Genomic DNA, 21,808 nt, shown 5'->3' with positions numbered 1-21,808 from the left:
ATCCTAACGAAAGGTTAAGGCTGCGCGAAAATCCTTAATTTGCAAGGGAAGCGATGTTTAACAAAATCCCAAGTTTACCAAGCATTTGCACTTTGTTTGCATCGAATTAATCATGCATTTTAGGCGTTTTTTGAAGGCCGTCTGCGATAGTGAAGCCATCAAACGAGCGGGGCGAACCCGCCGGCCGGAAGAACCGGAAAGCCGCGGATGACGGCAAGGTTCGGACGGAAAACAGGGCAGATACGAACAGAAGTCAAACAGGGATAATAGCAATGGCACGCTTCGAAACGCCGATGTCTGGAAATGCCATGATGGGTGGTAACAGCGCCGATGCCCTTTGCGAACTGGGCGTGAACTACGCGACCGGCAGGGGCTGCAATGCAGACCTCGTTGCCGCCCACAAATGGTTGAATATCGCCGCCATCCGTGGCAGCGAGCGCGCGGCCGAGCTTCGCGCCGATGTCGCGGCGACCTTGACCAAGATGCAGCTCGCAGCCGCGCTGCGCGCCGCCCGCGAATGGATGACGACACACTGAAGCGTGCCGCATGCAGTAAGACTTCCTGACCTCTCAAGAGGGGATGTCGGCGGCTGACGGAGAGGCCAGCCGAAATGATGAAAACCGCGACCGGCCGGGACAAGGCAGGCGCGGTTTCGTCGTTTTGAGCTTAACCGATCGCCTTCAGGGCCTTCGGCAACGCCTCGGCCAGGAGATCGAGATCCTGCTTCGGGCCGACGCTGACGCGGATGCAGCGGTTGAGGGGCGCGACACCTGGCATGCGGATAAAGACGCCGTGCTGGATCAGCCCGTCGACGATCGCGCGGGCATGGGTGCCGTCGCGGCCGCAATCGATGGCGACGAAGTTGGTGGCGGAGGCGAGCGGCAGCAAGCCATTGTCGCGGGCGATCGTACCGATCTCTTCGCGTGCGGCTCGGATCTTGCCGACCACTTCGGCAAGATAGGTCTGATCCTTCAGCGCGGCGAGCGCGGCCACGGTCGCAAGCCTGTTCATGCCGAAATGGTTGCGGATCTTGTCGAAGGTCAGCACCGTCTCGGGCGCGCCGATGACATAGCCGACGCGGGCACCGGCAAGCCCATAGGCCTTGGAAAAGGTGCGGGTGCGCAAGACATTCGGCAGATCAATCAGAGTTGAGATAGCCGGGAGCGAGCTGGCAGGCCCGGTTTCGCTATAGGCTTCGTCGAGGATCAGCAGGCAATTGTCAGGCAATTCACGGGCAAAGGCGACGATCTTGTCGGCATCCCACCAACTGCCCATCGGATTGTCGGGATTGGCGAAATAGACGAGCGGCGCGTTTTCGCGCTTCACTGCTTCGAGCAGCCCATCGAGGTCTTCGCGATCATCGACATAGGGCACGGTGACGAGGCGGCCGCCGAACCCCGCGACGTGGAAATTGAAGGTGGGATAGCCCCCGAGCGAGGTGACGACGGGTGTACCGGGCTCGATGACCATGCGCGCGATCAGGCCGAGCAGACTGTCGATGCCTTCGCCGACAGCGATATTGGCCGGCTGGACGCCGAGATGGGCCGCCAGCGCCTGCTTCAGCTCGAAATTTTCCGGATCGTTATACATCCAGATATCGCCGGCGTTTTCGCGCATGGCGGCGATGACAGAGGGCGCAGGCCCGAAGCCGTTTTCATTGGCGCCGATACGGGCTTTGACCGTCAGTCCGCGCTGACGCTCCAGCGCCTCGGGGCCGACGAAAGGAACGGTGGAGGGCAGGGCGCTGATCAGCGGCGTGAAGCGCGAGAAGGCGGACATGCTGGCTTTGTTTCCTGAATTCGGTTGCTGGGTGCGGCAGAATAGGCGCTTGGCGGGTGGTTGCAAGGGCGGAAAGACGTGGCTTTCGGATTGCGCCGTCGCAATCATTGAAAATCCTCGTCAGTTGTCATGAAAGGGAGTCTCGGTCGTCGCGATAGCATCGATTAACGAGGCCCCTGATGGATAAGCTCGCAATAGCGTTCCTTGCATCAAACAATGGAACCTCATTTCGGACGATCAACGAAGCCATTCGAGCGAACACAATGAACGCCACCGCTGTCGTACTGGTTAGCAATAGGGCTTCGTCCCCAGCGCTCGCCTATGCTGAGGCTAACGGCATTCCCTCGTGCCATATTCCGACGAAGGATAGGGAAGCTGATGCGGACAAACAGCTTCGCGACACGCTAATCGCCTATGGCGCTGAACTCGTTGTCTTATCTGGCTATCTCAAGAGACTTGGCCCGCTTACGCTAGCCGCTTTTGAGGGGCGAATATTGAATGTTCATCCGGGGCTGCTGCCCAAATACGGCGGATTGGGAATGTATGGGCGAAGAGTCCACCAAGCCGTGCTCGACAATCGGGAGACAGAAACAGGTGCAACGATCCACCTCGTAGACGGAGAGTACGATCACGGAAGAACTGTGGCCACAACGATTGTTCAAATCCATCCCGACGATAGCGTAGTTTCGCTGGAACAACGGGTCATGGCTGCGGAATGCGATCTTTTCACCGATCTCATACGCCGCATATCAAAGGGCGAACTACGCCTGCCGTTATAGAACGGCGCAAAGAGCCGAACGCAGCTGCCGGTCCGCGCTCCCGGGGCCGATGGCTGCGTGTTCCCTCTAATGCACGGCCGAGTCGGGACGGCAGCAGCTTTTTGGCTGCCACCGATTCCGGTTACAAACCTGCCTCAGCCATCCAGAGTTCAGCATCCGCACCGCCCGGAATTCGCAGCGGGGCGGATGGATCGGTGGCTGCCCGCCACACTGCCTTCGCTACGTCGGGAGCATAGGTCACAGGGCCGGTGTCGTCCTGTACATTCTTTATGAATTGCTGGATCAAGGGCGCATAATCCGGATCGTCCAGACCACGCAAATGTGGACGCGCATTCTCCCCAAAGCGAGTTTCCGGCGACCGGCCTGGCAGGACAATATGCACCCGCACGCCAAATGGCTCCATCTCCACCGATAAGGACTCGGTGAACGCGTTCACCGCTGCCTTGCTCGCCCGGTAGATCCCAATCACAGGCAGAGTCTTGACCGTCACCGTGGAGGTGACGTTGACGATGACTCCGGCCCGACGTTGACGCATCTGGGGTAATACGGCCTGAATCATCGCCAATGTGCCGATCGTATTTGTCTGGAACAGCGACTGCACCGTCTCCGGCGCAGTCAGCTCGATTGGTGAGGGCGCTCCGAAACCGGCATTGTTGACCAATACGTCTATCGGACCGGCAGCCTTCACGGCGTCTGCGATGCTTGCCAGATTGGTGACGTCGAGCGCGAGAATACGCAAGCGTTCGGAAACCGGTAGCAGCTCGGGTATGGGCGTGCGCATCGTTGCGATGACATCCCACCCTCGTTCAAAAAACAGTTTCGCAGTCTCCAGGCCGAAGCCAGACGAGCAACCAGTAATCAATATCGTGGACATGAGCCTCTCCAAACAAAAGGAATGATACCATGGTAGTGACCGCACGAGAGACTTTATATACGCTATAGTCTCCCTTTCTTTAGCGTTAGTCCTGATTATGACCGTCGATCCCCTTGCCGAAATCGTCACACTGCTGCAGCCGGCCGCACGCTTTTCGAAGCTGGTGGAATGCGCCGGCGCCTGGCGAATTCATCGCGAGGCCACAGGCGAGCCATTCTACTGCGCAATCCTTGAGGGGCGTTGCCGTGTAACGTTTGGAGGACATCAGCCTTTCATCCTCCGAGCCGGCGATTTCGTGCTCGTGCCGGCCATGCGCGACCTCATCAACGAGAGTGTCGACGCACCGGCCGGTCTGTCCGCCATGGTTCCAACGCAGCCGAGTGGCGGCCATTTCCGTGTCGGACGCCTCGAAGGGCCGGCGGATATGCGCATGCGCATAGGGCATTGCAGCTTCGGTGCGCCGGATGCGGCCTTGCTCGTTTCCCTCTTGCCTGATGTAGTTATCGTTCGTGACGAGCCTCGGCTCGCGACGCTGATGCAATTGGTCGGTGAGGAAACGCGCGAGCGCCGGCCGGCACGCGAACTCGTGCTGGAACGGCTGCTGGAGGTGTTGTTGATCGAGGCATTGCGATCCGGCACGGAACCAACCGTCACGTCGAGCTTGAGTCGCGGCCTTGCCGATGAACGCCTATCCGCAGCACTTCACGCGATGCATGCGCGTCCTGCCCATCCTTGGACTGTCGCGGATCTTGCGACCGAAGCGGCCCTGTCCCGATCGGCTTTCTTTGCGCGTTTCAGCCGCGTCGTCGGCCTGCCGCCAATGGAATATCTGTTGGCTTGGCGCATGGCTCTTGCAAAGCAGCTATTGCGCAGCCGCGAATTGGGGATGGATCAGGTAGCTGAACGCGTTGGCTACGGATCGGCAAGCACTTTCAGCGTCGCCTTTGCTCGATACACAGGTATGCCGCCTGCACGATATGCCCGCGGGGACGTGCGAAGCGATTGAGGATGTGAAGCCGAATTTATACCGGCCGCCTCTTGCCGCGCGCAGCCAGCGCTTCGACATTGCCGATCATGAAATCGGCGCGCACGACGCGACGCAGCGTTTCCGGTTCGATCAGGTTGATGAAGCGCACATGGACGCGGTTGCCGTTGCGGCTCGTTTCAGCGCAGGCGATGCGGTAGGCAAGACCGAGGATGTTCAGATAGTAATGGGTCGGCAGGCCGACGGTCGTGGCGACGGTGAAGCTGGCGCCGCCGCGCGAAATGTCGGTAATTTCGGCGCTGCGTACGGAAATACCCGTCAGACAGGGACGAACCGCTACGAGGCGCGCCGGCCTCTGGACGTAGAACCGTTCCCAGCTGCGTTCGTAGACTTCGGATTTGACTTTCGCCAGATGGGTTGCGCGAAGCATTGTCATTCCCTGTTGAAGAACAGACCGAATTCATCTCGGTTACACTACGAACCTTGCACGGAGATTTTGCGGAAGCGTCAATTGCATTGGTAGAATTTTAACGGGTTCGTCTTTTGTGCCGATTTGGGCGCATCTTGACAGCGGGAGCGGCTTCGATCATACGAAAGCTCGGTTCGAGGCGCCTGCCGCTCGCGGATGAAAATCCAAGGTGAAGTCCTCGCTGTTTTAGGTCACGGCCATTCAGGGCATGCTGACTGACGGTAATGCGAGCCCCGTTTCACGGTCGTAATTGCGTGCCTTAGCAAAGGCTGATCCTATGACGACGTATCCGTCCATAGATGAATTGAAGGCTCAGGCCCGGCGTCTGCGTCAGGCGATGGCCGAACGCGGCGACGACATGAGCCACTCGACGGCACTGGAACTCATCGCCAAGCAACACGGGCTGCGCGACTGGAACACGCTGTCGGCGCTTGCCGCAAAACCCAACGATGGGCCGGACGCGCCTTTCGATGTCGGTTCCGCCGTGCGTGGGCGCTATCTGAACAAGCCCTTCACGGGCAAGGTTCTGGCGATGTCGGCGAAGTCAGGCGGGCTCTACAGGATAACGATCCATTTCGACGAACCGGTCGATGTGGTGGAGTTCGAGAGCTTCTCGGCGTTCCGTCAGCGCATCAACGCCCAGGTCGATGCCGACGGCATTTCGCCGCGCAGGACATCGAACGGCCTGCCGCACCTCGTTCTCGACATCTGATTTCATCCTTCATCACTAGACCATTATCCTCGCCGCCTGCGAGCGATTCCGTCCGGACACCACCATGGCGCACACGAACGAAAACAACATGTTCCTCACCGGCTGGCTGCCTGGCGTCTTTGCCAGGACGGCCGCGCCGATCATCGTCATCACCACGGTCAGCGGCCTTTTCGCCGTCGTCGACGCCTATTTTCTTGGCGTCTATGTCGGCGGCGACGCGCTGTCCGCCGTCAGCCTCATCTTTCCCGCGCTCATGCTGCTGATCGCGCTGCAGACGCTGGTTTCGAACGGCATGGCGAGCATTCTCGCCCGCCGCCTCGGCGCCGGTGATCGCAAGGGCGCGAAGTCGGTATTCACCGGCGCCCACACGCTGGCACTTGCCATCGTGGTCGTAATCAACCTCGTCTACTGGCTCGCTGGTCGGCAGTTCATTGCCGTGGCTGCGGCGGGAAATGTCGATGTCGCCCGCAACGCCGAGGCCTTCATGGGCACCATGATCGCCTTCGCGCCGATCAGCTTCTTCCTGTCGGTGCATCTCGATGGGCTGCGCTGCGAAGGAAAGCTCGGTTTCATGACGCTGGTGACGCTTGCCTCGACGCTGCTGAATATCGTGGCAAACTGGCTGCTGATGGCCGTCCTTCATTGGGGCGTGGTCGGCTCCGCCGGCGGCTCGATCCTGGCGCAATTCATCTGCCTGGCGCTCGTCGTCATCTATCGCCTGCGTCGGCCGAACGGGCTCTGGGTCGATATGGCGCTGCATGTTCGCGAGTGGCGCGGCATCTTTGCCTTCGGCGCGCCGATGAGCCTCGGCTTCATCGGCATTTCGCTAAGCTCGGCCGCCATCCTCTTCAATGTGTCGATCTGGCATCAGGGCGATTATGTCGCAACCGTCGGCGCCTATGGCATCGTGACCCGTGTCATGACCTTCGCCTATCTGCCGCTACTGGGCTTGAGCATCGCTCTCCAGACCATATCGGGCCACAACCATGGCGCAGCGCTTCCGGCGCGCGTCGGTCATAGCGTTGTCATCGCCCTGATTTCGGCTCTGGTCTATTGCGCCGCCGTCGAATTCGTCGTCGAGCTGCTGGCGGGGCATCTGGGCTCGGTCTTCGTCGCCGATCCCCTGATCGTCGCGGAGGTCGGCCGCATCCTGCCCTGGACGATCGGCGCCTATTTCCTCTTCGGCCAGGCGATCATCCTGTCGTCCTATTTCCAGTCGATCGGCGATGCGAAACGCGGCGCGATCTTTGGCCTGTCACGGTCTTACCTCTTCACCCTGCCGCTGACATTCCTCCTGCCGCTTGTCTTCGGCGAACGCGGGATATGGATGACGCCGATCTTTGCAGAAATGGGGATGATTCTGCTGACCTGGCTGGTGCTGTCGCGCAATGCCAGGGATCGGAAATGGCGCTACGGCTTGTTGCCCGCATGACATGAAAAAGGCCGCGCTTTCGGGCGCGGCCCTTTGTTATATCGATAATAAGCCTCCACCTACGGTGGAGGACTGGACGAGTTCTACACGGTAGTTGAGAGACCTCCTGCTTGAACCGCTGGGGTGGCCCAGACTTCGAACAAGGAGGTTTTATGGATGAGCAGACGCTCTCGCACGCGACGTGGGACTGCAAGTATCACATTGTTTTTGGCAGCAAATACCGAACGAAAAGGCTGTACGGGGACGTACGGCGTGAGTTGGGAGACCTCTTACGTCGGCTGGCACAGCAGAAAGGCTGCCAGATCGAAGAGGGTCATTTGATGCCCGATCATGTGCATATGTTGATCTCGATCCCGCCGAAATATTCGGTTGCGCATATTGTCGGCTTTTTGAAGGGCAAGACAGCCCTTTATGTTGCCAACAAGTATGCGCGCAAGCGCCGCTACAAGGGTTATCACTTTTGGGCGCGCGGCTATTTCGTATCGACGACGGGCTACAATGAGCAGGTCGTCAGACAATATATCCGTCATCAGGAAAAGGCCGACAAAGCTTCCGACTTTGCCGACCTCTTCAATCGTAGCTACTAAGCGCTAACAATACCGCTTCTAGCGGTTCAAGCGCAGCGTTTCAAACCTCCACCTCTGGTAGAGGTCATGACTTTCCGGGAGCTTGTGGCCATCCTCGCCCTTCGAGGCTTCGCTCCTCAGGGTGAGGATGGAGCAGGCTCGTCGCTATCGCAATGCAGAGGCAATGAAGAAATGAGCCCGTAGCGGCTGGGTGCAAAGGTCAGCCCTCATGCTGAGGAGGCCCGAAGGGCCGTCTCGAAGCACGAGGGCGGATGGTTGAGAACAGCGCCACCAGCTCAGGACTTCAGCAGCCATTCGTGTTCCACAGCATTATGGAATTTCCAGATGCGCTTCGGCCCGGCCATAACGTTCAGGTAATAGAGATCGTAGCCATGGCAGGCAGCGCAAGGGTGATATCCCTTTGGCACCAGCGTCACATCGCCATCCTCCAGCACCATCACCTCATCGAGCGACCGGTCGTCGGTATAGACCCGCTGGAAGCCAAAACCCTGCGGCGGGTTGAGGCGGTGGTAATAGGTCTCCTCAAGGAAGCTTTCGTTCGGGAGATCGTCCTGATCGTGCTTGTGCGGGGGGTAGGAGGAGGTATGTCCGCCGGGCGTAATCACTTCCACGACCAGCAGCGAATGTGCCGCTCCATCATCTTCAGGCATGATGTTGTTGACGTAGCGGATATTGGTGCCCTTGCCACGCGTGAGCGCCGGATGCGTGCCCGGCGGGATGGCGCGGGCTTCATAGGAGCCGCCGCCTGGTGCCGAGCAGACGGCGAGCTCCAGATCGGTCTCGGCGGTCACCGACCAGCTCGATCCGGCTGGAATATAGAGCGCGTGGGGCGCCCCCTCGAAGGGACTCATGCGCCCGCCGAGCGAGCCGAAATCCTTCACACCCGCCTTGGCGCTTCCTTTGCCGCTGACCCAGACAAGGCAGACCTCGCGATCGCCGGTCTCGGCCGAAACGGTTTCGCCAGGCTTCAAGCGGTGGAGATCGAAGCCGACATAGGTCCAGCCGGCGCTTTCGGGCGTGACATGGGTGACGCGGCCATGGGAACCGTCAGGTTTGACCTTGAGATTGGGCATGGGTCTGTTCCTCCATTGCTTGGGAAAACGCTCCTCGCTGCCTTCTATGTGGGCGAGGAGGCGCTCATCTCTCGAGCAATTCCAGGAAAAGTGCGCAGCGGTTTTCCGTCCGGAATTGCATGAAAACAAAGAGCTAGAGCGTTTTCGCGATTCGAAGAAAAGCGGAAGCGCTCTAGCTATCCCTTGGGAAAGCCTTCGGTTTCCACCGTGTAGCCTGCGGCCGTCATGACACGCATCAGTTCGGCATGACCGATCTCTGCCATCTTCTGCGGTGGCGCCTTGCGCGGATCCTGTTCGGCCTCGACCACGAACCATCCTTCATAGCCGTAATCGGCGAAGCGCTGGACGATGGCGCCGAAATCGAGCGAGCCGTCTCCCGGCACCGTGAACGCGCCGAGCGCGACGGCATCGAGGAAGGACTGCCGGCTGCGATCCAGCCCGTCGACGATGGACTTGCGGATATCCTTGACGTGAACGTGGTTGATGCGGGCGTGGTGGTTGTCGATGGCGCGCAGCACGTCGCCGCCGGCAAAGGCCAGGTGACCGGCATCGAGCAGCAGCGGAATGCCTTCGCCGGAATTGCGCATGAAGGCGTCGAGTTCCGGCTCGGTTTCGACCACGGCTGCCATATGATGATGATAGGAAAGCGGCATGCCTTGCTCGGCGCACCATTCGCCGAATTCGGTGACGCGGCGGGCATAGGCCTTCATCTCGTCATCCGAAAGGCGCGGCTTGGTGGCGAGCGGCTTGGAACGATCGCCCTGGATCGAGCGGCCGACTTCGCCGTAGACGATGCAGGGCGCATTGACGGCCTTGAACAGCTCGATCATCGGCGCGATACGATCCTTGTTGGCGGCAAGCTCCTCATTGACGAGCGTGCCCGAGAACCAGCCGCCGCAGAGCGTCACGTCGGCGGCGCGCAGGATCGGCAGCATCTCATCGGGGTTGCTCGGGAAGCGCCGGCCCTGTTCCATGCCGGTAAAGCCGGCGCCGCGCGACTGGCGTAGGCATTCTTCCAAAGATACGTCGTCGCTGAGCTCCGGAAGATCGTCGTTCCACCAGGCGATGGGCGACATGCCGAGTTTGGCCTTCATCAATGGTCTCCTTGAAAAGCTATTGGAGGAGCCGAAGCTCCTCCAGAAAAATGACGGAAATAATCAGCCGATGCGCTGGGCGGCGCGGGCTTGTTCGTAGGCGGCGCGAGCCTTGTTGACTTCGGCACGCGGGCTGACTTCGGGAACGGCGACATCCCACCAGTGGCCGCCTTCATTCGTGGTGATCAGCGGGTCGGTGTCGATGACGATGACCGAGCTGCGGTCGTTCTTCTTCGATGCCTCGATGGCCTGTTCCAGCTCGGTGATGGACGAGACCTTCACGGCTATCGCGCCCATGCTGGCCGCATGCGCCCGGAAGTCGATCTCCGGCATCACCTCGAAGCGCGCATCCTTCAAGAGATTGTTGAAGTTCGCGCCGCCGGTCGCCATCTGCAGGCGATTGATGCAGCCATAGCCACGGTTGTCGAGCAACACGACGGTAATCTTCAGCCCGAGCATGACGGAGGTCGCCAGTTCGGAATTCAGCATCATATAGGAGCCGTCGCCGACCATGACGACGACATCCTTTTCGGGCCGCGCCATCTTGACGCCAAGGCCACCGGCAATCTCATAGCCCATGCAGGAGAAGCCATATTCCATATGATAGCTGCCGGGAGCCGTTGCCGGCCAGAGCTTGTGCAGCTCGCCGGGCAGGCCGCCAGCTGCGCAGACCAGAATGCTGTTTTCGCCACCGAGCGTGCGGGTGACGGCGCCGATGACCTGGGCGTCGGAGGGCAGGGCGGCATTGGTGGTCGCCATGGCCTTTGCGGCGGCTTCCATCCAGATCTGCTTTTCTTTCGTCGCCTTTTCGGCAAGCGATGCCGGCGCGCGCCAGCCTGTCAGGCCGGCGGAAAGCGCCTTCAGCCCTTCGCGCGCATCCGTCACCAGCGGGTGACTGTTGTGCTTGAGAGCGTCGTAGGCGGCAATGTTGAGGCCGATCATGGCCAGCTTCTCGTTCTTGAACAGCGCCCAGGAGCCGGTGGTGAAGTCCTGGCAGCGAGTGCCGACGGCGATCACCAGATCGGTCTCCTCGGCGATGGCATTGGCCGCCGATGTGCCCGTCACGCCGACGGAGCCGAGTGCGAGGGGATGCGTCTCGTCGATCGCCGATTTGCCGGCCTGTGTGAGAACGACGGGGATGTCATGCGCTTCGGCGAAAGCGACGAGTTCCCTCGTCGCCTGCGAATAGAGCACGCCGCCGCCGGCCAGGATGACCGGCTTTTCCGAACGGCGGATCAGCGAGATGGCATTGGCAAGTTCGTCGGCATCCGGCTGCGGTCGGCGCTGCGTCCAGACATGCTCTTCGAAGAAGCTTTCGGGATAATCATAGGCTTCGGCCTGCACGTCCTGGCAGAGCGAAAGCGTCACCGGGCCGCAATCAAGGGGATCGGTCAGCACCTGCATGGCGCGCTTCAGCGCCGATATGATTTGTTCCGGACGGGTGATGCGGTCGAAATAGCGCGATACCGGGCGGAAGGCGTCGTTGGCCGAAACGGTGCCGTCACCAAAATCCTCGATCTGCTGCAGCACTGGATCGGGCGCGCGATTGGCAAAGACGTCGCCCGGCAGGAAGAGAACCGGAATACGATTGACATGGGCAACGCCGGCGGCCGTCACCATGTTCAGCGCGCCGGGGCCGATGGAGGTGGTGCAGGCCATGAAGCGCTGACGAAAGCTCGCCTTGGCATAGGCGATGGCGGCATGGGCCATGCCCTGCTCATTGTGGGCGCGGAAGGTCGGCAGTTCCTCGCGCACCTGATAGAGCGCCTCGCCGATGCCCGCGACATTGCCGTGACCGAAGATTGCCCAGACGCCGCCGAAGATCGGCTGCTTCTGTCCGTCGATGATGGTCATCTGCTTCTTGAGGAAATGTGCGACGGCCTGTGCCATCGTCAATCGGATCGTCTTGCCCATCGGGCGCCTCCCAAATGCTAGATTCTCACAGGCCGCGAGTCTTGAGCCACGCGTCCGTCAGTTGCCGGAAACGGCCGGCCATGTCGGCAATCGCTTCCTCGTCGTTCATGCCACCCGAGAGCCACGCACGGGCCGCATCGGAGAAGATGGTCCGCCCAACGGCGAAGCCCTTGACCGAGGGAGCCGCCAGCGTCGCCTCGAAGCTGCGGATCAGTTCTTCCGCCGGCGCCTCCAGGCCGAGCAGGACGATACCACGGCACCATGGATCATTTTTGGCGATCACGGCATCGATTTTTTTCCAGGCAGCCGTCGATTCCTGCGGCTCCAGCTTCCACCAGTCCGGCTTGATGCCGAGTGCATAGAGCTCTTCCATTGCCCTCGGAATCGTATCGTCGGTCAGTGGTCCGTTCTTGCTGGCGATGATTTCCACCAGCAGTTCGCGTCCTACCTTGCGCGCGGCCTCGAACAGGGTCCGCAGCTTCTCCTGCTGCTCCGCCTTCAATTCTTGCGGATCGTCCGGATGGTAGAAGCATAGGCATTTGATGCAATGATTGAGCGGCCATTCGACGAGCTGGGAGCCGATGTCCTGGCTGAATTCGAATTTGAGCGGCTTCGATCCCGGCAGTTCGACAGGGCGGCCGATCCAGGAGAAATTCTTTGTTGCCGCATCGAAGAAGGCGTCGCGCCCGAAGCGCTCATCGATCAGCATGCCATAGCCGGGGCGGCCGCCGGCCACCCGAGCCGCCGCCTCGACGGCCAGCCGCTTGAAGGCGACGATCTTGTCATGGCCGATGCCCAGTTCATCGCAGACGCTGACGAGCTGCGAGCGATGGTCGATCGCAAGCGCCATCAGCAGCGGGATTTCATCGGCGCGGCGGGTCGTCGCCCAATGAATGTGGTTGATTGCCTCGTCCTTGCGCAGCGCCCTATGCTTGCTGCCCGTTTTCAGGAAGAAATCGAGCTCCGTCCAGGTCGGATATTCTGGCGAGCAGAGCAGGCGCGAGACGGCGAAGGCGCCGCAGGCATTCGCCCAGGTGGCACAGGTCTTCAAGGGCTCGCCGCGCAGATAGCCGCGCAGGAAGCCGGACATGAAGGCATCGCCCGCGCCGAGAACGTTGAAGACCTCGATCGGGAAACCCTGGCCGACGATACCGGCTTCGAGATCGTCCGAAATCGGGCCTTCATAGACGATGCAGCCCATAGCGCCGCGTTTCAGCACGATGACGGCGGACGAGAGACGGCGAATTTCCTTCAAGGCGCCGAGCACGTCGTCGGCACCGGAGGCGATCATGATCTCTTCTTCCGTGCCGACGATCAGGTCGCAATCCGGCAATGTCTCCTTCATTTTGGAGGACACGCGATCCGACTTCACATAGCGCTCGAAGCCTTCGGCATGACCGGCGAGGCCCCAGAGGTTCGGCCGGTAATCGATATCGAAGATCACCTTGCGGCCGTTCGCCTTGGCGATACGGATCGCCTTGCGCTGGGCCGCTTCGGTATTGGGCTTGGAGAAATGCGTGCCGGAGACCAGAACGGCGCCCGAGGACTTGATGAAGCCTTCGTCGATATCGTCTTCGTTCAGCGCCATGTCGGCGCAATCTGACCGATAGAAGATCATCGGCGAGACGCCTTCGGCCTCGACCGCCAGCAGCACCAGCGCCGTCAGCCGTTCCTTGTCTGTTGCGATCCCGTCGACGGCCACACCTTCGCGGGCTGTCTGCTCGCGAATGAAGCGGCCCATCTGCTCGTCGCCGACACGGGTGATAAGGCCGGATTTCAGGCCAAGCCGCGCCGTGCCGATGGCGATATTGGCCGGGCAGCCGCCGACCGATTTGGCGAAAGAGGCGATGTCTTCGAGCTTCGAGCCGATCTGCTGACCATAAAGGTCGACGGAGGAGCGGCCGATGGTGATCACATCGAGTTTTGCGTCCGGCCCAGCGCCAGAATTGTCGTGTGCCATGATGTCCTCCCGTCGGAGCATGACCTCTTTTGCTTTTCAGCCTGCGCCGAGATCATGCGTTATTGAAAGTGCCGGTGTTCGTTTCGTCCCGGTTGCTATGGATCTGGCAGCCATCTCCCGCGGCCGTGATCTTGGTTGTAGTGAAACATTGGTTCCGAGATTTTGTCAATTCGGAATGTTTATTCCATTTTCGTTTTATCGGCTTTTGTCGCAGCTTTTCGACGGCGCTCGGCGATGGCGACAGGAAAGGCCATGATCAGCGCCATCGATGCCGACAGCGAGCGGAAACCCGCAAAATCGGCTTCCGCCACTTCAAACCAGTAGTCGGCGCAAGCGGTAAGCGGCGAAAAGGCCGAATCGGTAATGGCGATGACCGGGACGTTGCGTGAGGAGAGATCCTGTGCCTGCGCTAGGCTATCGGCGGCATAGGGCGAAAAGCTCGCGGCGATGGCGGCGTCCTTCTCCGTTGCGAAGCGGGTGATCTCGCCGTCGATGCCGTTCGGCGAGGCGACGATCTGGTGACGAATGTTCAGCTTGGAGAAGGCATAGGTCATATGTGCCGTCAGCGGATAGGAGCGGCGCTTGGCGATGAGATAGATCGTCTCGGCCGCTGCGAGCACGTCGACGGCCTTGGCGAAGGTGTCGGTCTCGATGGTTGCGGCGAGCTTGTTGACGGATTGGCTCGCCGCAGAGAGGAAGCCCGAGAGAATGCTGGCCTCTTCGTTCTCGATGCCGGAGCGTTCGAGCGTTACCAGCCGCTCCTCATAGCTCAGCGTCCGGTCGCGCAGCCGTTCACGAAAGATGCTCTGAAGATCGGAAAAGCCCTCATAGCCGAGGTGATGGGCAAGGCGCACCAATGTGGAAGGCTGAACTTCGGCGGCAGCGGCGATGCTGGCCGTCGTGCCGAAGGCGATCTCATCGGGATTGCCGAGCGCAAAGGCGGCAACCTGGGCCAACCGCTTCGGCATGGCATTCTTGCGCTCTATAATGGTGCTGCGCAGGCTTTCGAAGTCGCGTGGTATCTTGGTCTGCGTCTCGATATTGTTGTCCATGCACCGTCCTTCAGCTCCCCCAATGCCCGTAATGAAACAAACGTTCCATATTTCCAACGATACCGGATTTTGAATCGTTCGGCACGAATAATTTTAAGTTCATGATTTTAAACGTGTAAATATGAATTCTTGCCTGCAGAAGAGATGCCGATGCCATGAGTGTGCTTGTCAAAACGGTCTAAATATTCCAAAAATCGCGCAACTTCGGGAGCGGATTTGAGGAGGAAGGGCAAATGAAGCCGTTGGGCGTTGGATTGATCGGCACCGGTTATATGGGCAAATGCCATGCACTGGCATGGAATGCGGTCAAAACCGTATTCGGCGATGTCGCGCGGCCGCGCCTGGTGCATCTTGCCGAAGCCAATGCCGATCTGGCAAAGGTGCGCGGCGACGAATTCGGCTTCGAAAAGGCAACGGCCGACTGGCGAGATCTGATTGCAGACCCGGATGTCGACGTTGTCTCGGTCACGACCCCCAACCAGTTCCACCCGGAAATGGCAATCGCAGCCCTTGAAGCCGGCAAGCATGTCTGGTGCGAAAAGCCGATGGCGCCATCCTATGGCGATGCCGAACGCATGCTGGCTGCGGCCAAGGCCTCGGGCAAAGTCGCCATCCTCGGTTACAATTATATCCAGAACCCGGTGATGCGGCACATCAAGGCGCTGATTGCGGAAGGCGCGATCGGAGCGGTCAATCACGTCCGCGTGGAGATGGACGAGGACTTCATGGCCGATCCGAACGGCCTATTCTATTGGAAGAGCGAGCTTGCCTCCGGTTATGGCGCTCTCGATGATTTCGCCGTGCATCCGCTTTCGCTGCTCTGGTTCCTGTTCGGCCATGTGGAAGCTGTCATTACCGACATGGTGAAGCCCTATGCCGAACGGCCGTTGAAGGATGGTGGCAGCCGCGCGGTCGAAAATCACGATCTTGCCAATGTGCTGATGCGGCTTGGCGGCGGCATTTCCGTGGTTCTCATGGCCAACCGCTCCGCCTGGGGCCGCAAGGGACGGATCGCGTTGCAGATCTTCGGCTCCAAAGGCTCGATCTCCTATGACCAGGAGCGCATGAACGAATTCAAGCTCTACCAAGCCGAGGGCAGGGACAGCGAACAGGGCTTCCGCAAGGTGCTGGCCGCACCCGCGCACAAACCCTATGACCGCTTCATCCCGGCGCCCGGCCACGGCCTTGGCTTCAATGATCTGAAGATCATCGAATGCCGCGAGCTGATCCGAGCCATAGGGGGCGAAGCTGCGTCAGTCGTGGCTTTCAAGGATGGGCTGCGAATCGAGAAATCGGTGCACGCCATGGCGCAATCCTTCCACGAGCGCCGCTGGGTCGAAATATCAGGCTGAGCCTGTCGGCCTAACTTTCTCCCGATCCGGGGCGCAGGGTCAGTCGTGATTGACGCTTGCGGATGCAGGCGTTACCCCTGAATCCTACGAGCGCGTCCATACTGGGGCTCGCCATAATAACAATGGAGTACGGATCGTGACGGGCAGATTGGTCATTATCGGGGCCGGGCAGGCGGGTTTCGCGCTCGCTGCCAAATTGCGCGGGTTGGGTGATTCGCGGCCGATCACCATCGTCGGTGCTGAAGAGAATCTTCCCTATCAGCGACCGCCACTGACCAAGAAGTATCTGCTCGGCGAAATGACTTTTGATCGCCTGCTGTTCCGGCCTGAACATTGGTATGCCGACAATAATGTCGAGATTCGTGTGTCCACCTGGGTCGAGCAGATCGATCGTGCCGCAAAGCAGATCGTCATGCAGGACGGCTCCAGGCTGGATTATGAGACGCTGGCGCTTGCGACGGGCTCGACGCCCCGCCGCCTGCCGCCCTCCGTCGGCGGCGCGCTCGAAGGCGTCTATCTCGCCCGCGACAAGCGCGATGCCGATCTTCTTGCCGGCGAGATGCGCCCCGGACGCCGGGTGCTTATCATCGGCGGCGGCTATATCGGGCTTGAGGCAGCCGCTGTCGCGCGCCATCGCGGCCTTGAGGTCACGCTCATCGAGATGGGCGACCGGATATTGCAGCGGGTGGCGGCCAAGGAAACGGCCGATATTTTCCGGGCCATCCATCAAAAGCACGATGTGGTCATTCGCGAGAAGACCGGCCTGAAGCAGCTCATCGGCCGCAACGGCCATGTTGCCGCCGCCGAATTGTCCGACGGGTCTACCATCGATGTCGATTTCGTCGTCGTCGGCATCGGCGTAGCTCCCAATGATAGGCTTGCCAAGGAGGCCGGCCTTGAGGTTGGCAACGGCATCGTCGTCGATTCGTTTGCCCGCACCTCCGATCCCGCAATTTTCGCCATGGGTGATTGCGTGGAGTTGCCATGGGAGGGTGGCCGTATCAGGCTCGAATCCGTGCAGAATGCCGTCGACCAGGCGGAAGCCGCGGCGGGAATCATAGCCGGCAACGAAAAGGCCTATGACCCGAAGCCGTGGTTCTGGTCGGATCAATATGACGTCAAACTGCAGATCGCCGGTTTCAATCTGGGTTACGACGAGACGCTTCTGCGTCCCGGCGCGCGCGAGGGTGCTGCTTCCGTCTGGTATTTCAAGCAGGGTCGTTTCATAGCCGTCGACGCGATAAACGACGCAAAGGCCTATGTGACCGGCAAAAAGCTGCTGGAAACCGGCGCCAATCCATCCCGGGAGATCCTTGCCGACCCGGCCGCGGATTTGAAGCAGCTGCTGGCTTGATGTGAATTTTCGAGCCGGCCGGAGCATGGTTCGGCCGGCAATCGCCTGTTGCTGAATCATGGAAAGAACGTACACAAGCGCGAAAAAGCGCTTGCGTCGATAAATGAATGGCCCTATCAGGGCCGCACCGGAGAGGTGGCCGAGTGGTCGAAGGCGCTCCCCTGCTAAGGGAGTATACCAGAAATGGTATCGTGGGTTCGAATCCCATCTTCTCCGCCATTTTCCCGTTTATCTTACCCTACAGACGACGGCCCACGATCTTGGCGCTGCCAAATCCTAAAGCAAGTTTCTATCGGGAATTTCGGCCCGCAAAGCCCTCATAGCGCTTCAGATACGCTATCAGCGCTCGAAGCTTCGGAGCCATGTTTCGTCGATTGGGATAGTAGAGATAGAAACCAGGGAAATAGGGGCAATATTCCTCCAGGATCGGCACCAGTTCGTTTCTGCCGATGAAGTCATGAAAGCTTTCCTCCATCCCGAATGTGATTCCCGCTCCGGCGACAGCCAGCTTGATCATCACGCCCATGTCATTCGTCGTCACCTCGGGTGCGACCTCCACCCGGAATTCCTTGCCCTCTTCCGCAAACTCCCAGCGGTAAGGGACAGCCTTTGGCGCAGGGCGCCAGCCTATGCATCGATGCAGGGAGAGTTCTTTCGGATGCAAGGGGATGCCGAATCGATCGCGATAAGCGGGCGAACAGACGGCCAGTTGCCGCTCGTTGCCGGCGACGGGTATGGCAATCATATCCTGATCGATGACTTCACCAAGCCGGACGCCGGCGTCATAGCCTTCCGAGACGATGTCGAATTCCTCGTCCGTGACGGTGATGTCGAGCTGGATCTCGGGATTGGCGGCCGCAAAGCCCGCTAGAAAATCGCCGGAGAGAAATCGCTCCGCGATCGATGAAACGGCGAGCCGTAATTGACCGCGGGGCCGCGTCCGCAATGCGTCCGTCTTTTCCATCGCGGTGCGCATGTCCGATACCGCCGGCTCTATGTCCGCATAAAGCCGTTCGCCAGCCTCTGTCAGGCTGACACTGCGGGTTGTGCGCTGCAGCAGCGCGATGCCCATGCTCTCCTCCAATCGCCGGATCGTCTGGCTGACCGCCGACCGGGTGACGCCGAGCCTATCGGCAGCGGCGCGAAAATTGCGCTCTTGAGCGACGAGAATGAAGACGGAGAGAGCATTGAGATCAGGCCACATTGGTAATTATTACTTTCCAAGCTGTCACTGAATGGATGGCTTATCACGACAATGAGGCTCTGTATCCTCCCTGTAGCGATTCCAGGAGAGAACCGTTCACATAGCAAGGAGTGATCGTATGCCTATCGATAAAGTTATTCTTATCACCGGTGCCTCCAGCGGCATCGGCGCGGGCATCGCCCGCGAACTCGCTTCCGCCGGCGCAAGGGTCATGTTGGGCGCCAGGCGCATCGATAGATTGGAAGCATTGGCGGCCGAGATTCGGGAAATGGGCGGCACGGTCATGACCCGCCGGCTCGACGTCACCGATAGGGCTGACGTAGCCGCCTTTGCAGAGGCGGCACGCCTGGTCTGGGGACGCGTCGATGTGATCGTCAACAATGCCGGCATCATGCCGCTTTCCTTGATGGCTTCGATGAAAGTCGAGGAATGGGACAGAATGGTCGACGTCAATATCAAGGGCGTGCTTCACGGCATTGCGGCGGTGCTGCCGGAAATGGCGGCACGCGGCACCGGTCACATCATCAATATCGCTTCGATCGGCGCGCTGGCGGTCTCTCCGACCGCCGCCGTCTATTGCGCGACCAAATATGCCGTTCGGGCAATCTCCGACGGGCTGCGCCAGGAATGCCGCGATATCCGGGTCACCTGCATCCATCCGGGCGTCGTCGAGAGCGAGCTGGCCGAGACGATCACCGACCCGGTGGCCGCCGAAGCGATGAAGTCCTATCGGGCCGTCGCGCTAACGCCCGACGCCATCGGTCGCGCGGTACGCTTCGCCGTCGAGCAGCCCGATGATGTCGATGTCAATGAGATCGTCGTTCGCCCGACGTGGGCGGCACATTGATTCGCACTCTCTTTGCTCTCACCCTGTCCGGCGTCGTGTTCCCGCTGCCTGCCTTTTCCGAGGATCGAATCGAAATGAAGACACCGATACATGCTTACGTCGGCATGTGGACGACGGCCGACAATCATATCCGTCATGAACTCCTGCCAAATGGCCGATACATTGAAGCGCGGGGAAGCCGTGAGCGTGCCTATCAGGGGCGCTACGTGGTGACGGGCGATCATATCGACTATTGGGACGATACCGGTTTCACCGCCGATGGCGATTTCATCGATGGTGTGCTTCATCACGCCGGAATGATCCTCTATCGAAGGAAATGACGATGTAGGGCGATATCTGGTCATTGGCGGCTTGGCCTTGCTCAATGCCTACACGTCGCAGTCGAATCGGCCATTTCAAGGAATCACTCTGTCCTTGCGTCGTTTTGGGACGAGGGCCAGACCCGCCAGTGGCTGTCGATCCCGGGTGGGTCGGCGAGGCAAGCGTCATATAGAGCTTACCAAACCTAGCAAAATCCGCCGGTTAGCCATGGAAAGGCCATTCGAATGCCTTTTTCCAATCAGCGGGGACCATTTTCACTGCGCGCGTAAGTGCCGGTAGATTAAGGAGTTTCTTAATGAAGTATAAATAATTGCGGCCGCCGTGTTGCTGACTTGTGTCCTTTCGGCAACAGGACTTGCGGAAGGCTTACGCAAATCCCCTGTTCCGCGAAAATGTCGATTGCGTGACAGTGCACGTCTTGTATTTTCACTCTCGGAAGCGAGGGCGATTGATCGTCCACTTCTTGAAACACGAGGATGGGACAGGGAATACCTTCGGGTAGTTTTCATTCTCGAGATAAAACTTTGACTGGAGGTCAATATGAACATCAAGAGCCTTCTTCTCGGCTCCGCTGCTGCACTCGTAGCAGTTTCCGGTGCTCATGCGGCTGACGCTATCGTCGCTGCTGAGCCGGAGCCGCTCGAATACGTCCGTATCTGCGATGCATTCGGTGCTGGTTACTTCTTCATCCCGGGCACGGAAACCTGCCTCAAGATCGGCGGTAAGGTTCGTACCGAAGGTCAGTGGTACGACGCCTACAACCCGAACTCTCGTCTGGGTACTCTCTGGCATACCCGCGCTGAGTTGAACGTCAACACCGCGACCGACACCGAATACGGTCCGCTGAAGACGGAAACCATCATCCGTTGGGACTGGAACGACGGCAACGCCACCAAGACCAACCTGCTGTGGGCTTACATCAGCCTCGGCGGCTTCACGGTTGGTAAGACGGACTCGCAGTTCAACGTCTTCACCGGTTATGCCGGCGACGTCATCAACGACGACGTGGTCTATGACGGCCCGTACGAACTGAACCAGATCACCTACAACTACGACGCCGGCAACGGCTTCACGGCTGTGATCTCGCTGGAAGATTCCAATTCCGGCACGGGCGCGACCGGTTCCAACGGCGAAGACAGCTCCGACCACTACGCTCCTGACGTTGTCGCAGGTGTTGGCTACAAGGCTGGCGCATGGGGCTTCAAGGTTGTCGGCGGTTACGACTCGATCGTCGAAGAAGGCGCCGTTAAGGCTCGTGTTGACGCCGACTTCGGCGCATTCTCGGCCTTCTTGATGGGCGGCTGGAACACCGATGGCGACAAGCTCAACAAGTATGCTGGTTCGAACGGCGCTGGCGATGCTGCCGGTATCGGCTGGGGTGACTGGGCTGTTTGGGGCGGCGTTGGCGTTCCGATCAACGAAAAGCTGAAGTGGAACCTCCAGCTCGCCTACACCGACTCGAAGATCTTTGCCGCTACCACGAACGTCAAGTGGAACCCGGTCAAGAACCTGCTCATCGAGCCGGAAGTCTCCTACACCAACTGGGACTCCATCAATCAGGACCAGTGGGCTGGTATCCTCCGCTTCGAGCGCACCTTCTAATCTGATCTGACCTCGGTCATTTAAGATTGTTCACTACGATGATGGAAAGCCCGGCGAATAGCTGGGCTTTCTTTATTTGAGAATATCGACAATTAGAATTCAGTCTTGAGAGCGCTCTATGCTCTTTTTCGGCGTGATCGACCCGTGGTTGCGCATCTCTTTCAAGTAATCTGAAGTAGTTTTCGGCTGCTAACGTGCCGGCAGTATGACAGTTTTGCGACGTGATTTTTGTGCAACGCACGCGTTTGAAACCGCCGTCACAATTGTTCATAGTTTATCTCTGATATTGCTCTGAAAAAAACGATCTGTAGGTTCCAAATCGGAAGCGAGACTTAGCGTCTTGGTTCTCCCAGATCAGGGGTCAACTTTAAAACCAGGTGGGGTAGGGCGCGTCGATTTTCTCGGCGTGAATTGTCAT

20 protein-coding genes and 1 tRNA gene are annotated in these 21,808 nt (G+C 59.5%); 12 read left to right on the top strand and 9 right to left on the bottom strand.

The genetic code is table 11. The features are described 5' to 3' along the window. The first annotated feature begins 272 nt into the window (after positions 1-272). Positions 273-536: a sel1 repeat family protein gene (locus tag JJQ51_RS04400; RefSeq protein WP_015339268.1), complete on the top strand. Its 264-nt coding sequence runs from the start codon at positions 273-275 to the stop codon at positions 534-536. 130 nt (positions 537-666) lie between these two features. On the opposite strand, the gene JJQ51_RS04395 is transcribed toward JJQ51_RS04400, so the two are convergent. Next, positions 667-1,779, bottom strand: coding sequence for a pyridoxal phosphate-dependent aminotransferase (locus tag JJQ51_RS04395; protein ID WP_113390377.1), 1,113 nt, complete (start codon positions 1,777-1,779; stop codon positions 667-669). Between the two features lie 179 nt (positions 1,780-1,958). Between JJQ51_RS04395 and purN the strand changes: the two genes are divergently transcribed. Then, positions 1,959-2,558 carry a phosphoribosylglycinamide formyltransferase gene (purN, locus tag JJQ51_RS04390; RefSeq protein WP_152096013.1) on the top strand — a complete coding sequence of 200 codons (600 nt, stop codon included), beginning with the start codon at positions 1,959-1,961 and terminating at the stop codon, positions 2,556-2,558. Positions 2,559-2,679: 121 nt separating this feature from the next. On the opposite strand, the gene JJQ51_RS04385 is transcribed toward purN, so the two are convergent. Further along, positions 2,680-3,432 (bottom strand): SDR family oxidoreductase, encoded by a 753-nt coding sequence (locus tag JJQ51_RS04385; RefSeq protein WP_152096014.1) that lies wholly within the window; start codon positions 3,430-3,432, stop codon positions 2,680-2,682. A 97-nt stretch (positions 3,433-3,529) separates the two neighbouring features. Between JJQ51_RS04385 and JJQ51_RS04380 the strand changes: the two genes are divergently transcribed. Next, complete coding sequence (locus JJQ51_RS04380; protein ID WP_113390318.1) at positions 3,530-4,438, top strand: AraC family transcriptional regulator; 909 nt, start codon at positions 3,530-3,532, stop codon at positions 4,436-4,438. A gap of 16 nt (positions 4,439-4,454) precedes the next feature. Here the strand turns inward: JJQ51_RS04380 and JJQ51_RS04375 are convergent, their stop codons facing one another. Continuing rightward, positions 4,455-4,853: a PilZ domain-containing protein gene (locus tag JJQ51_RS04375; protein ID WP_173002491.1), complete on the bottom strand. Its 399-nt coding sequence runs from the start codon at positions 4,851-4,853 to the stop codon at positions 4,455-4,457. 310 nt (positions 4,854-5,163) lie between these two features. Here JJQ51_RS04375 and JJQ51_RS04370 point away from each other — a divergent pair, with 310 nt between their 5' ends. The 3 genes from JJQ51_RS04370 to tnpA all read left to right on the top strand — a co-directional run bounded on the left by JJQ51_RS04370 (position 5,164) and on the right by tnpA (position 7,617). Continuing rightward, positions 5,164-5,598 (top strand): glyoxalase superfamily protein, encoded by a 435-nt coding sequence (locus JJQ51_RS04370; protein ID WP_113354057.1) that lies wholly within the window; start codon positions 5,164-5,166, stop codon positions 5,596-5,598. A 64-nt stretch (positions 5,599-5,662) separates the two neighbouring features. Beyond that, entirely contained in the window at positions 5,663-7,030 is a 1,368-nt protein-coding gene (locus tag JJQ51_RS04365) for an MATE family efflux transporter (protein WP_113390317.1), read from the top strand. A 152-nt stretch (positions 7,031-7,182) separates the two neighbouring features. Next, positions 7,183-7,617 (top strand): IS200/IS605 family transposase, encoded by a 435-nt coding sequence (tnpA, locus tag JJQ51_RS04360; protein ID WP_152093868.1) that lies wholly within the window; start codon positions 7,183-7,185, stop codon positions 7,615-7,617. A 275-nt stretch (positions 7,618-7,892) separates the two neighbouring features. Here tnpA and iolB read toward each other — a convergent pair whose 3' ends face one another. The 5 genes from iolB to JJQ51_RS04335 form a co-directional block, all read right to left on the bottom strand. Beyond that, complete coding sequence (gene iolB / locus JJQ51_RS04355; RefSeq protein ID WP_113390068.1) at positions 7,893-8,690, bottom strand: 5-deoxy-glucuronate isomerase; 798 nt, start codon at positions 8,688-8,690, stop codon at positions 7,893-7,895. 176 nt (positions 8,691-8,866) lie between these two features. After that, positions 8,867-9,784 carry a myo-inosose-2 dehydratase gene (iolE, locus tag JJQ51_RS04350; RefSeq protein WP_113390069.1) on the bottom strand — a complete coding sequence of 306 codons (918 nt, stop codon included), beginning with the start codon at positions 9,782-9,784 and terminating at the stop codon, positions 8,867-8,869. Between the two features lie 63 nt (positions 9,785-9,847). Beyond that, positions 9,848-11,698: a 3D-(3,5/4)-trihydroxycyclohexane-1,2-dione acylhydrolase (decyclizing) gene (gene iolD, locus JJQ51_RS04345; RefSeq protein ID WP_113390070.1), complete on the bottom strand. Its 1,851-nt coding sequence runs from the start codon at positions 11,696-11,698 to the stop codon at positions 9,848-9,850. 25 nt (positions 11,699-11,723) lie between these two features. Next, positions 11,724-13,658: a bifunctional 5-dehydro-2-deoxygluconokinase/5-dehydro-2-deoxyphosphogluconate aldolase gene (locus tag JJQ51_RS04340; protein WP_113354088.1), complete on the bottom strand. Its 1,935-nt coding sequence runs from the start codon at positions 13,656-13,658 to the stop codon at positions 11,724-11,726. 179 nt (positions 13,659-13,837) lie between these two features. Then, positions 13,838-14,710: a MurR/RpiR family transcriptional regulator gene (locus JJQ51_RS04335; RefSeq protein WP_113354062.1), complete on the bottom strand. Its 873-nt coding sequence runs from the start codon at positions 14,708-14,710 to the stop codon at positions 13,838-13,840. A 233-nt stretch (positions 14,711-14,943) separates the two neighbouring features. Here JJQ51_RS04335 and JJQ51_RS04330 point away from each other — a divergent pair, with 233 nt between their 5' ends. The 3 genes from JJQ51_RS04330 to JJQ51_RS04320 all read left to right on the top strand — a co-directional run bounded on the left by JJQ51_RS04330 (position 14,944) and on the right by JJQ51_RS04320 (position 17,635). Then, complete coding sequence (locus tag JJQ51_RS04330; protein WP_113354063.1) at positions 14,944-16,062, top strand: Gfo/Idh/MocA family protein; 1,119 nt, start codon at positions 14,944-14,946, stop codon at positions 16,060-16,062. Positions 16,063-16,198: 136 nt separating this feature from the next. Beyond that, complete coding sequence (locus JJQ51_RS04325; protein WP_113354064.1) at positions 16,199-17,416, top strand: NAD(P)/FAD-dependent oxidoreductase; 1,218 nt, start codon at positions 16,199-16,201, stop codon at positions 17,414-17,416. Between the two features lie 129 nt (positions 17,417-17,545). Then, positions 17,546-17,635 (top strand) — tRNA-Ser (locus JJQ51_RS04320). Between the two features lie 70 nt (positions 17,636-17,705). Here JJQ51_RS04320 and JJQ51_RS04315 read toward each other — a convergent pair. Next, on the bottom strand, positions 17,706-18,620 hold the full coding sequence (locus JJQ51_RS04315; RefSeq protein WP_113354065.1) for a LysR family transcriptional regulator: 915 nt from the start codon (positions 18,618-18,620) through the stop codon (positions 17,706-17,708). A 118-nt stretch (positions 18,621-18,738) separates the two neighbouring features. Between JJQ51_RS04315 and JJQ51_RS04310 the strand changes: the two genes are divergently transcribed. The 3 genes from JJQ51_RS04310 (at position 18,739) to JJQ51_RS04300 (ending at position 21,390) form a co-directional block, all read left to right on the top strand. Continuing rightward, complete coding sequence (locus tag JJQ51_RS04310; protein ID WP_113354066.1) at positions 18,739-19,467, top strand: SDR family oxidoreductase; 729 nt, start codon at positions 18,739-18,741, stop codon at positions 19,465-19,467. Between the two features lie 35 nt (positions 19,468-19,502). Beyond that, the gene (locus tag JJQ51_RS04305; RefSeq protein WP_269244456.1) at positions 19,503-19,787 is read left to right on the top strand and encodes an Atu4866 domain-containing protein; all 285 of its coding nucleotides are present in this window, start codon (positions 19,503-19,505) and stop codon (positions 19,785-19,787) included. Between the two features lie 541 nt (positions 19,788-20,328). Then, complete coding sequence (locus JJQ51_RS04300; RefSeq protein WP_113333818.1) at positions 20,329-21,390, top strand: porin; 1,062 nt, start codon at positions 20,329-20,331, stop codon at positions 21,388-21,390. The last annotated feature ends 418 nt before the right edge of the window (positions 21,391-21,808 follow it).

It is taken from the genome of Rhizobium sp. AG207R (assembly GCF_027109195.1).
Taxonomy (GTDB): domain Bacteria; phylum Pseudomonadota; class Alphaproteobacteria; order Rhizobiales; family Rhizobiaceae; genus Rhizobium; species Rhizobium dioscoreae.
This window is presented reverse-complemented; position numbering and strand designations above follow the sequence as displayed.

What these genes read in the sequence shown, in the direction of transcription:
- JJQ51_RS04380 (WP_113390318.1), top strand. Translation starts at nt 3,530, where the DNA reads ATGACCGTCGATCCCCTTGCCGAAATCGTCACACTGCTGCAGCCGGCC.
- JJQ51_RS04300 (WP_113333818.1), top strand. Translation starts at nt 20,329, where the DNA reads ATGAACATCAAGAGCCTTCTTCTCGGCTCCGCTGCTGCACTCGTAGCA.
- JJQ51_RS04310 (WP_113354066.1), top strand. Translation starts at nt 18,739, where the DNA reads ATGCCTATCGATAAAGTTATTCTTATCACCGGTGCCTCCAGCGGCATC.
- JJQ51_RS04400 (WP_015339268.1), top strand. Translation starts at nt 273, where the DNA reads ATGGCACGCTTCGAAACGCCGATGTCTGGAAATGCCATGATGGGTGGT.
- JJQ51_RS04395 (WP_113390377.1), bottom strand. Translation starts at nt 1,779, where the DNA reads ATGTCCGCCTTCTCGCGCTTCACGCCGCTGATCAGCGCCCTGCCCTCC.
- JJQ51_RS04340 (WP_113354088.1), bottom strand. Translation starts at nt 13,658, where the DNA reads ATGGCACACGACAATTCTGGCGCTGGGCCGGACGCAAAACTCGATGTG.
- tnpA (WP_152093868.1), top strand. Translation starts at nt 7,183, where the DNA reads ATGGATGAGCAGACGCTCTCGCACGCGACGTGGGACTGCAAGTATCAC.
- JJQ51_RS04365 (WP_113390317.1), top strand. Translation starts at nt 5,663, where the DNA reads ATGGCGCACACGAACGAAAACAACATGTTCCTCACCGGCTGGCTGCCT.
- iolD (WP_113390070.1), bottom strand. Translation starts at nt 11,698, where the DNA reads ATGGGCAAGACGATCCGATTGACGATGGCACAGGCCGTCGCACATTTC.
- JJQ51_RS04375 (WP_173002491.1), bottom strand. Translation starts at nt 4,853, where the DNA reads ATGACAATGCTTCGCGCAACCCATCTGGCGAAAGTCAAATCCGAAGTC.
- iolE (WP_113390069.1), bottom strand. Translation starts at nt 9,784, where the DNA reads ATGAAGGCCAAACTCGGCATGTCGCCCATCGCCTGGTGGAACGACGAT.
- JJQ51_RS04315 (WP_113354065.1), bottom strand. Translation starts at nt 18,620, where the DNA reads ATGTGGCCTGATCTCAATGCTCTCTCCGTCTTCATTCTCGTCGCTCAA.
- purN (WP_152096013.1), top strand. Translation starts at nt 1,959, where the DNA reads ATGGATAAGCTCGCAATAGCGTTCCTTGCATCAAACAATGGAACCTCA.
- JJQ51_RS04330 (WP_113354063.1), top strand. Translation starts at nt 14,944, where the DNA reads ATGAAGCCGTTGGGCGTTGGATTGATCGGCACCGGTTATATGGGCAAA.
- JJQ51_RS04370 (WP_113354057.1), top strand. Translation starts at nt 5,164, where the DNA reads ATGACGACGTATCCGTCCATAGATGAATTGAAGGCTCAGGCCCGGCGT.
- JJQ51_RS04385 (WP_152096014.1), bottom strand. Translation starts at nt 3,432, where the DNA reads ATGTCCACGATATTGATTACTGGTTGCTCGTCTGGCTTCGGCCTGGAG.
- iolB (WP_113390068.1), bottom strand. Translation starts at nt 8,690, where the DNA reads ATGCCCAATCTCAAGGTCAAACCTGACGGTTCCCATGGCCGCGTCACC.
- JJQ51_RS04335 (WP_113354062.1), bottom strand. Translation starts at nt 14,710, where the DNA reads ATGGACAACAATATCGAGACGCAGACCAAGATACCACGCGACTTCGAA.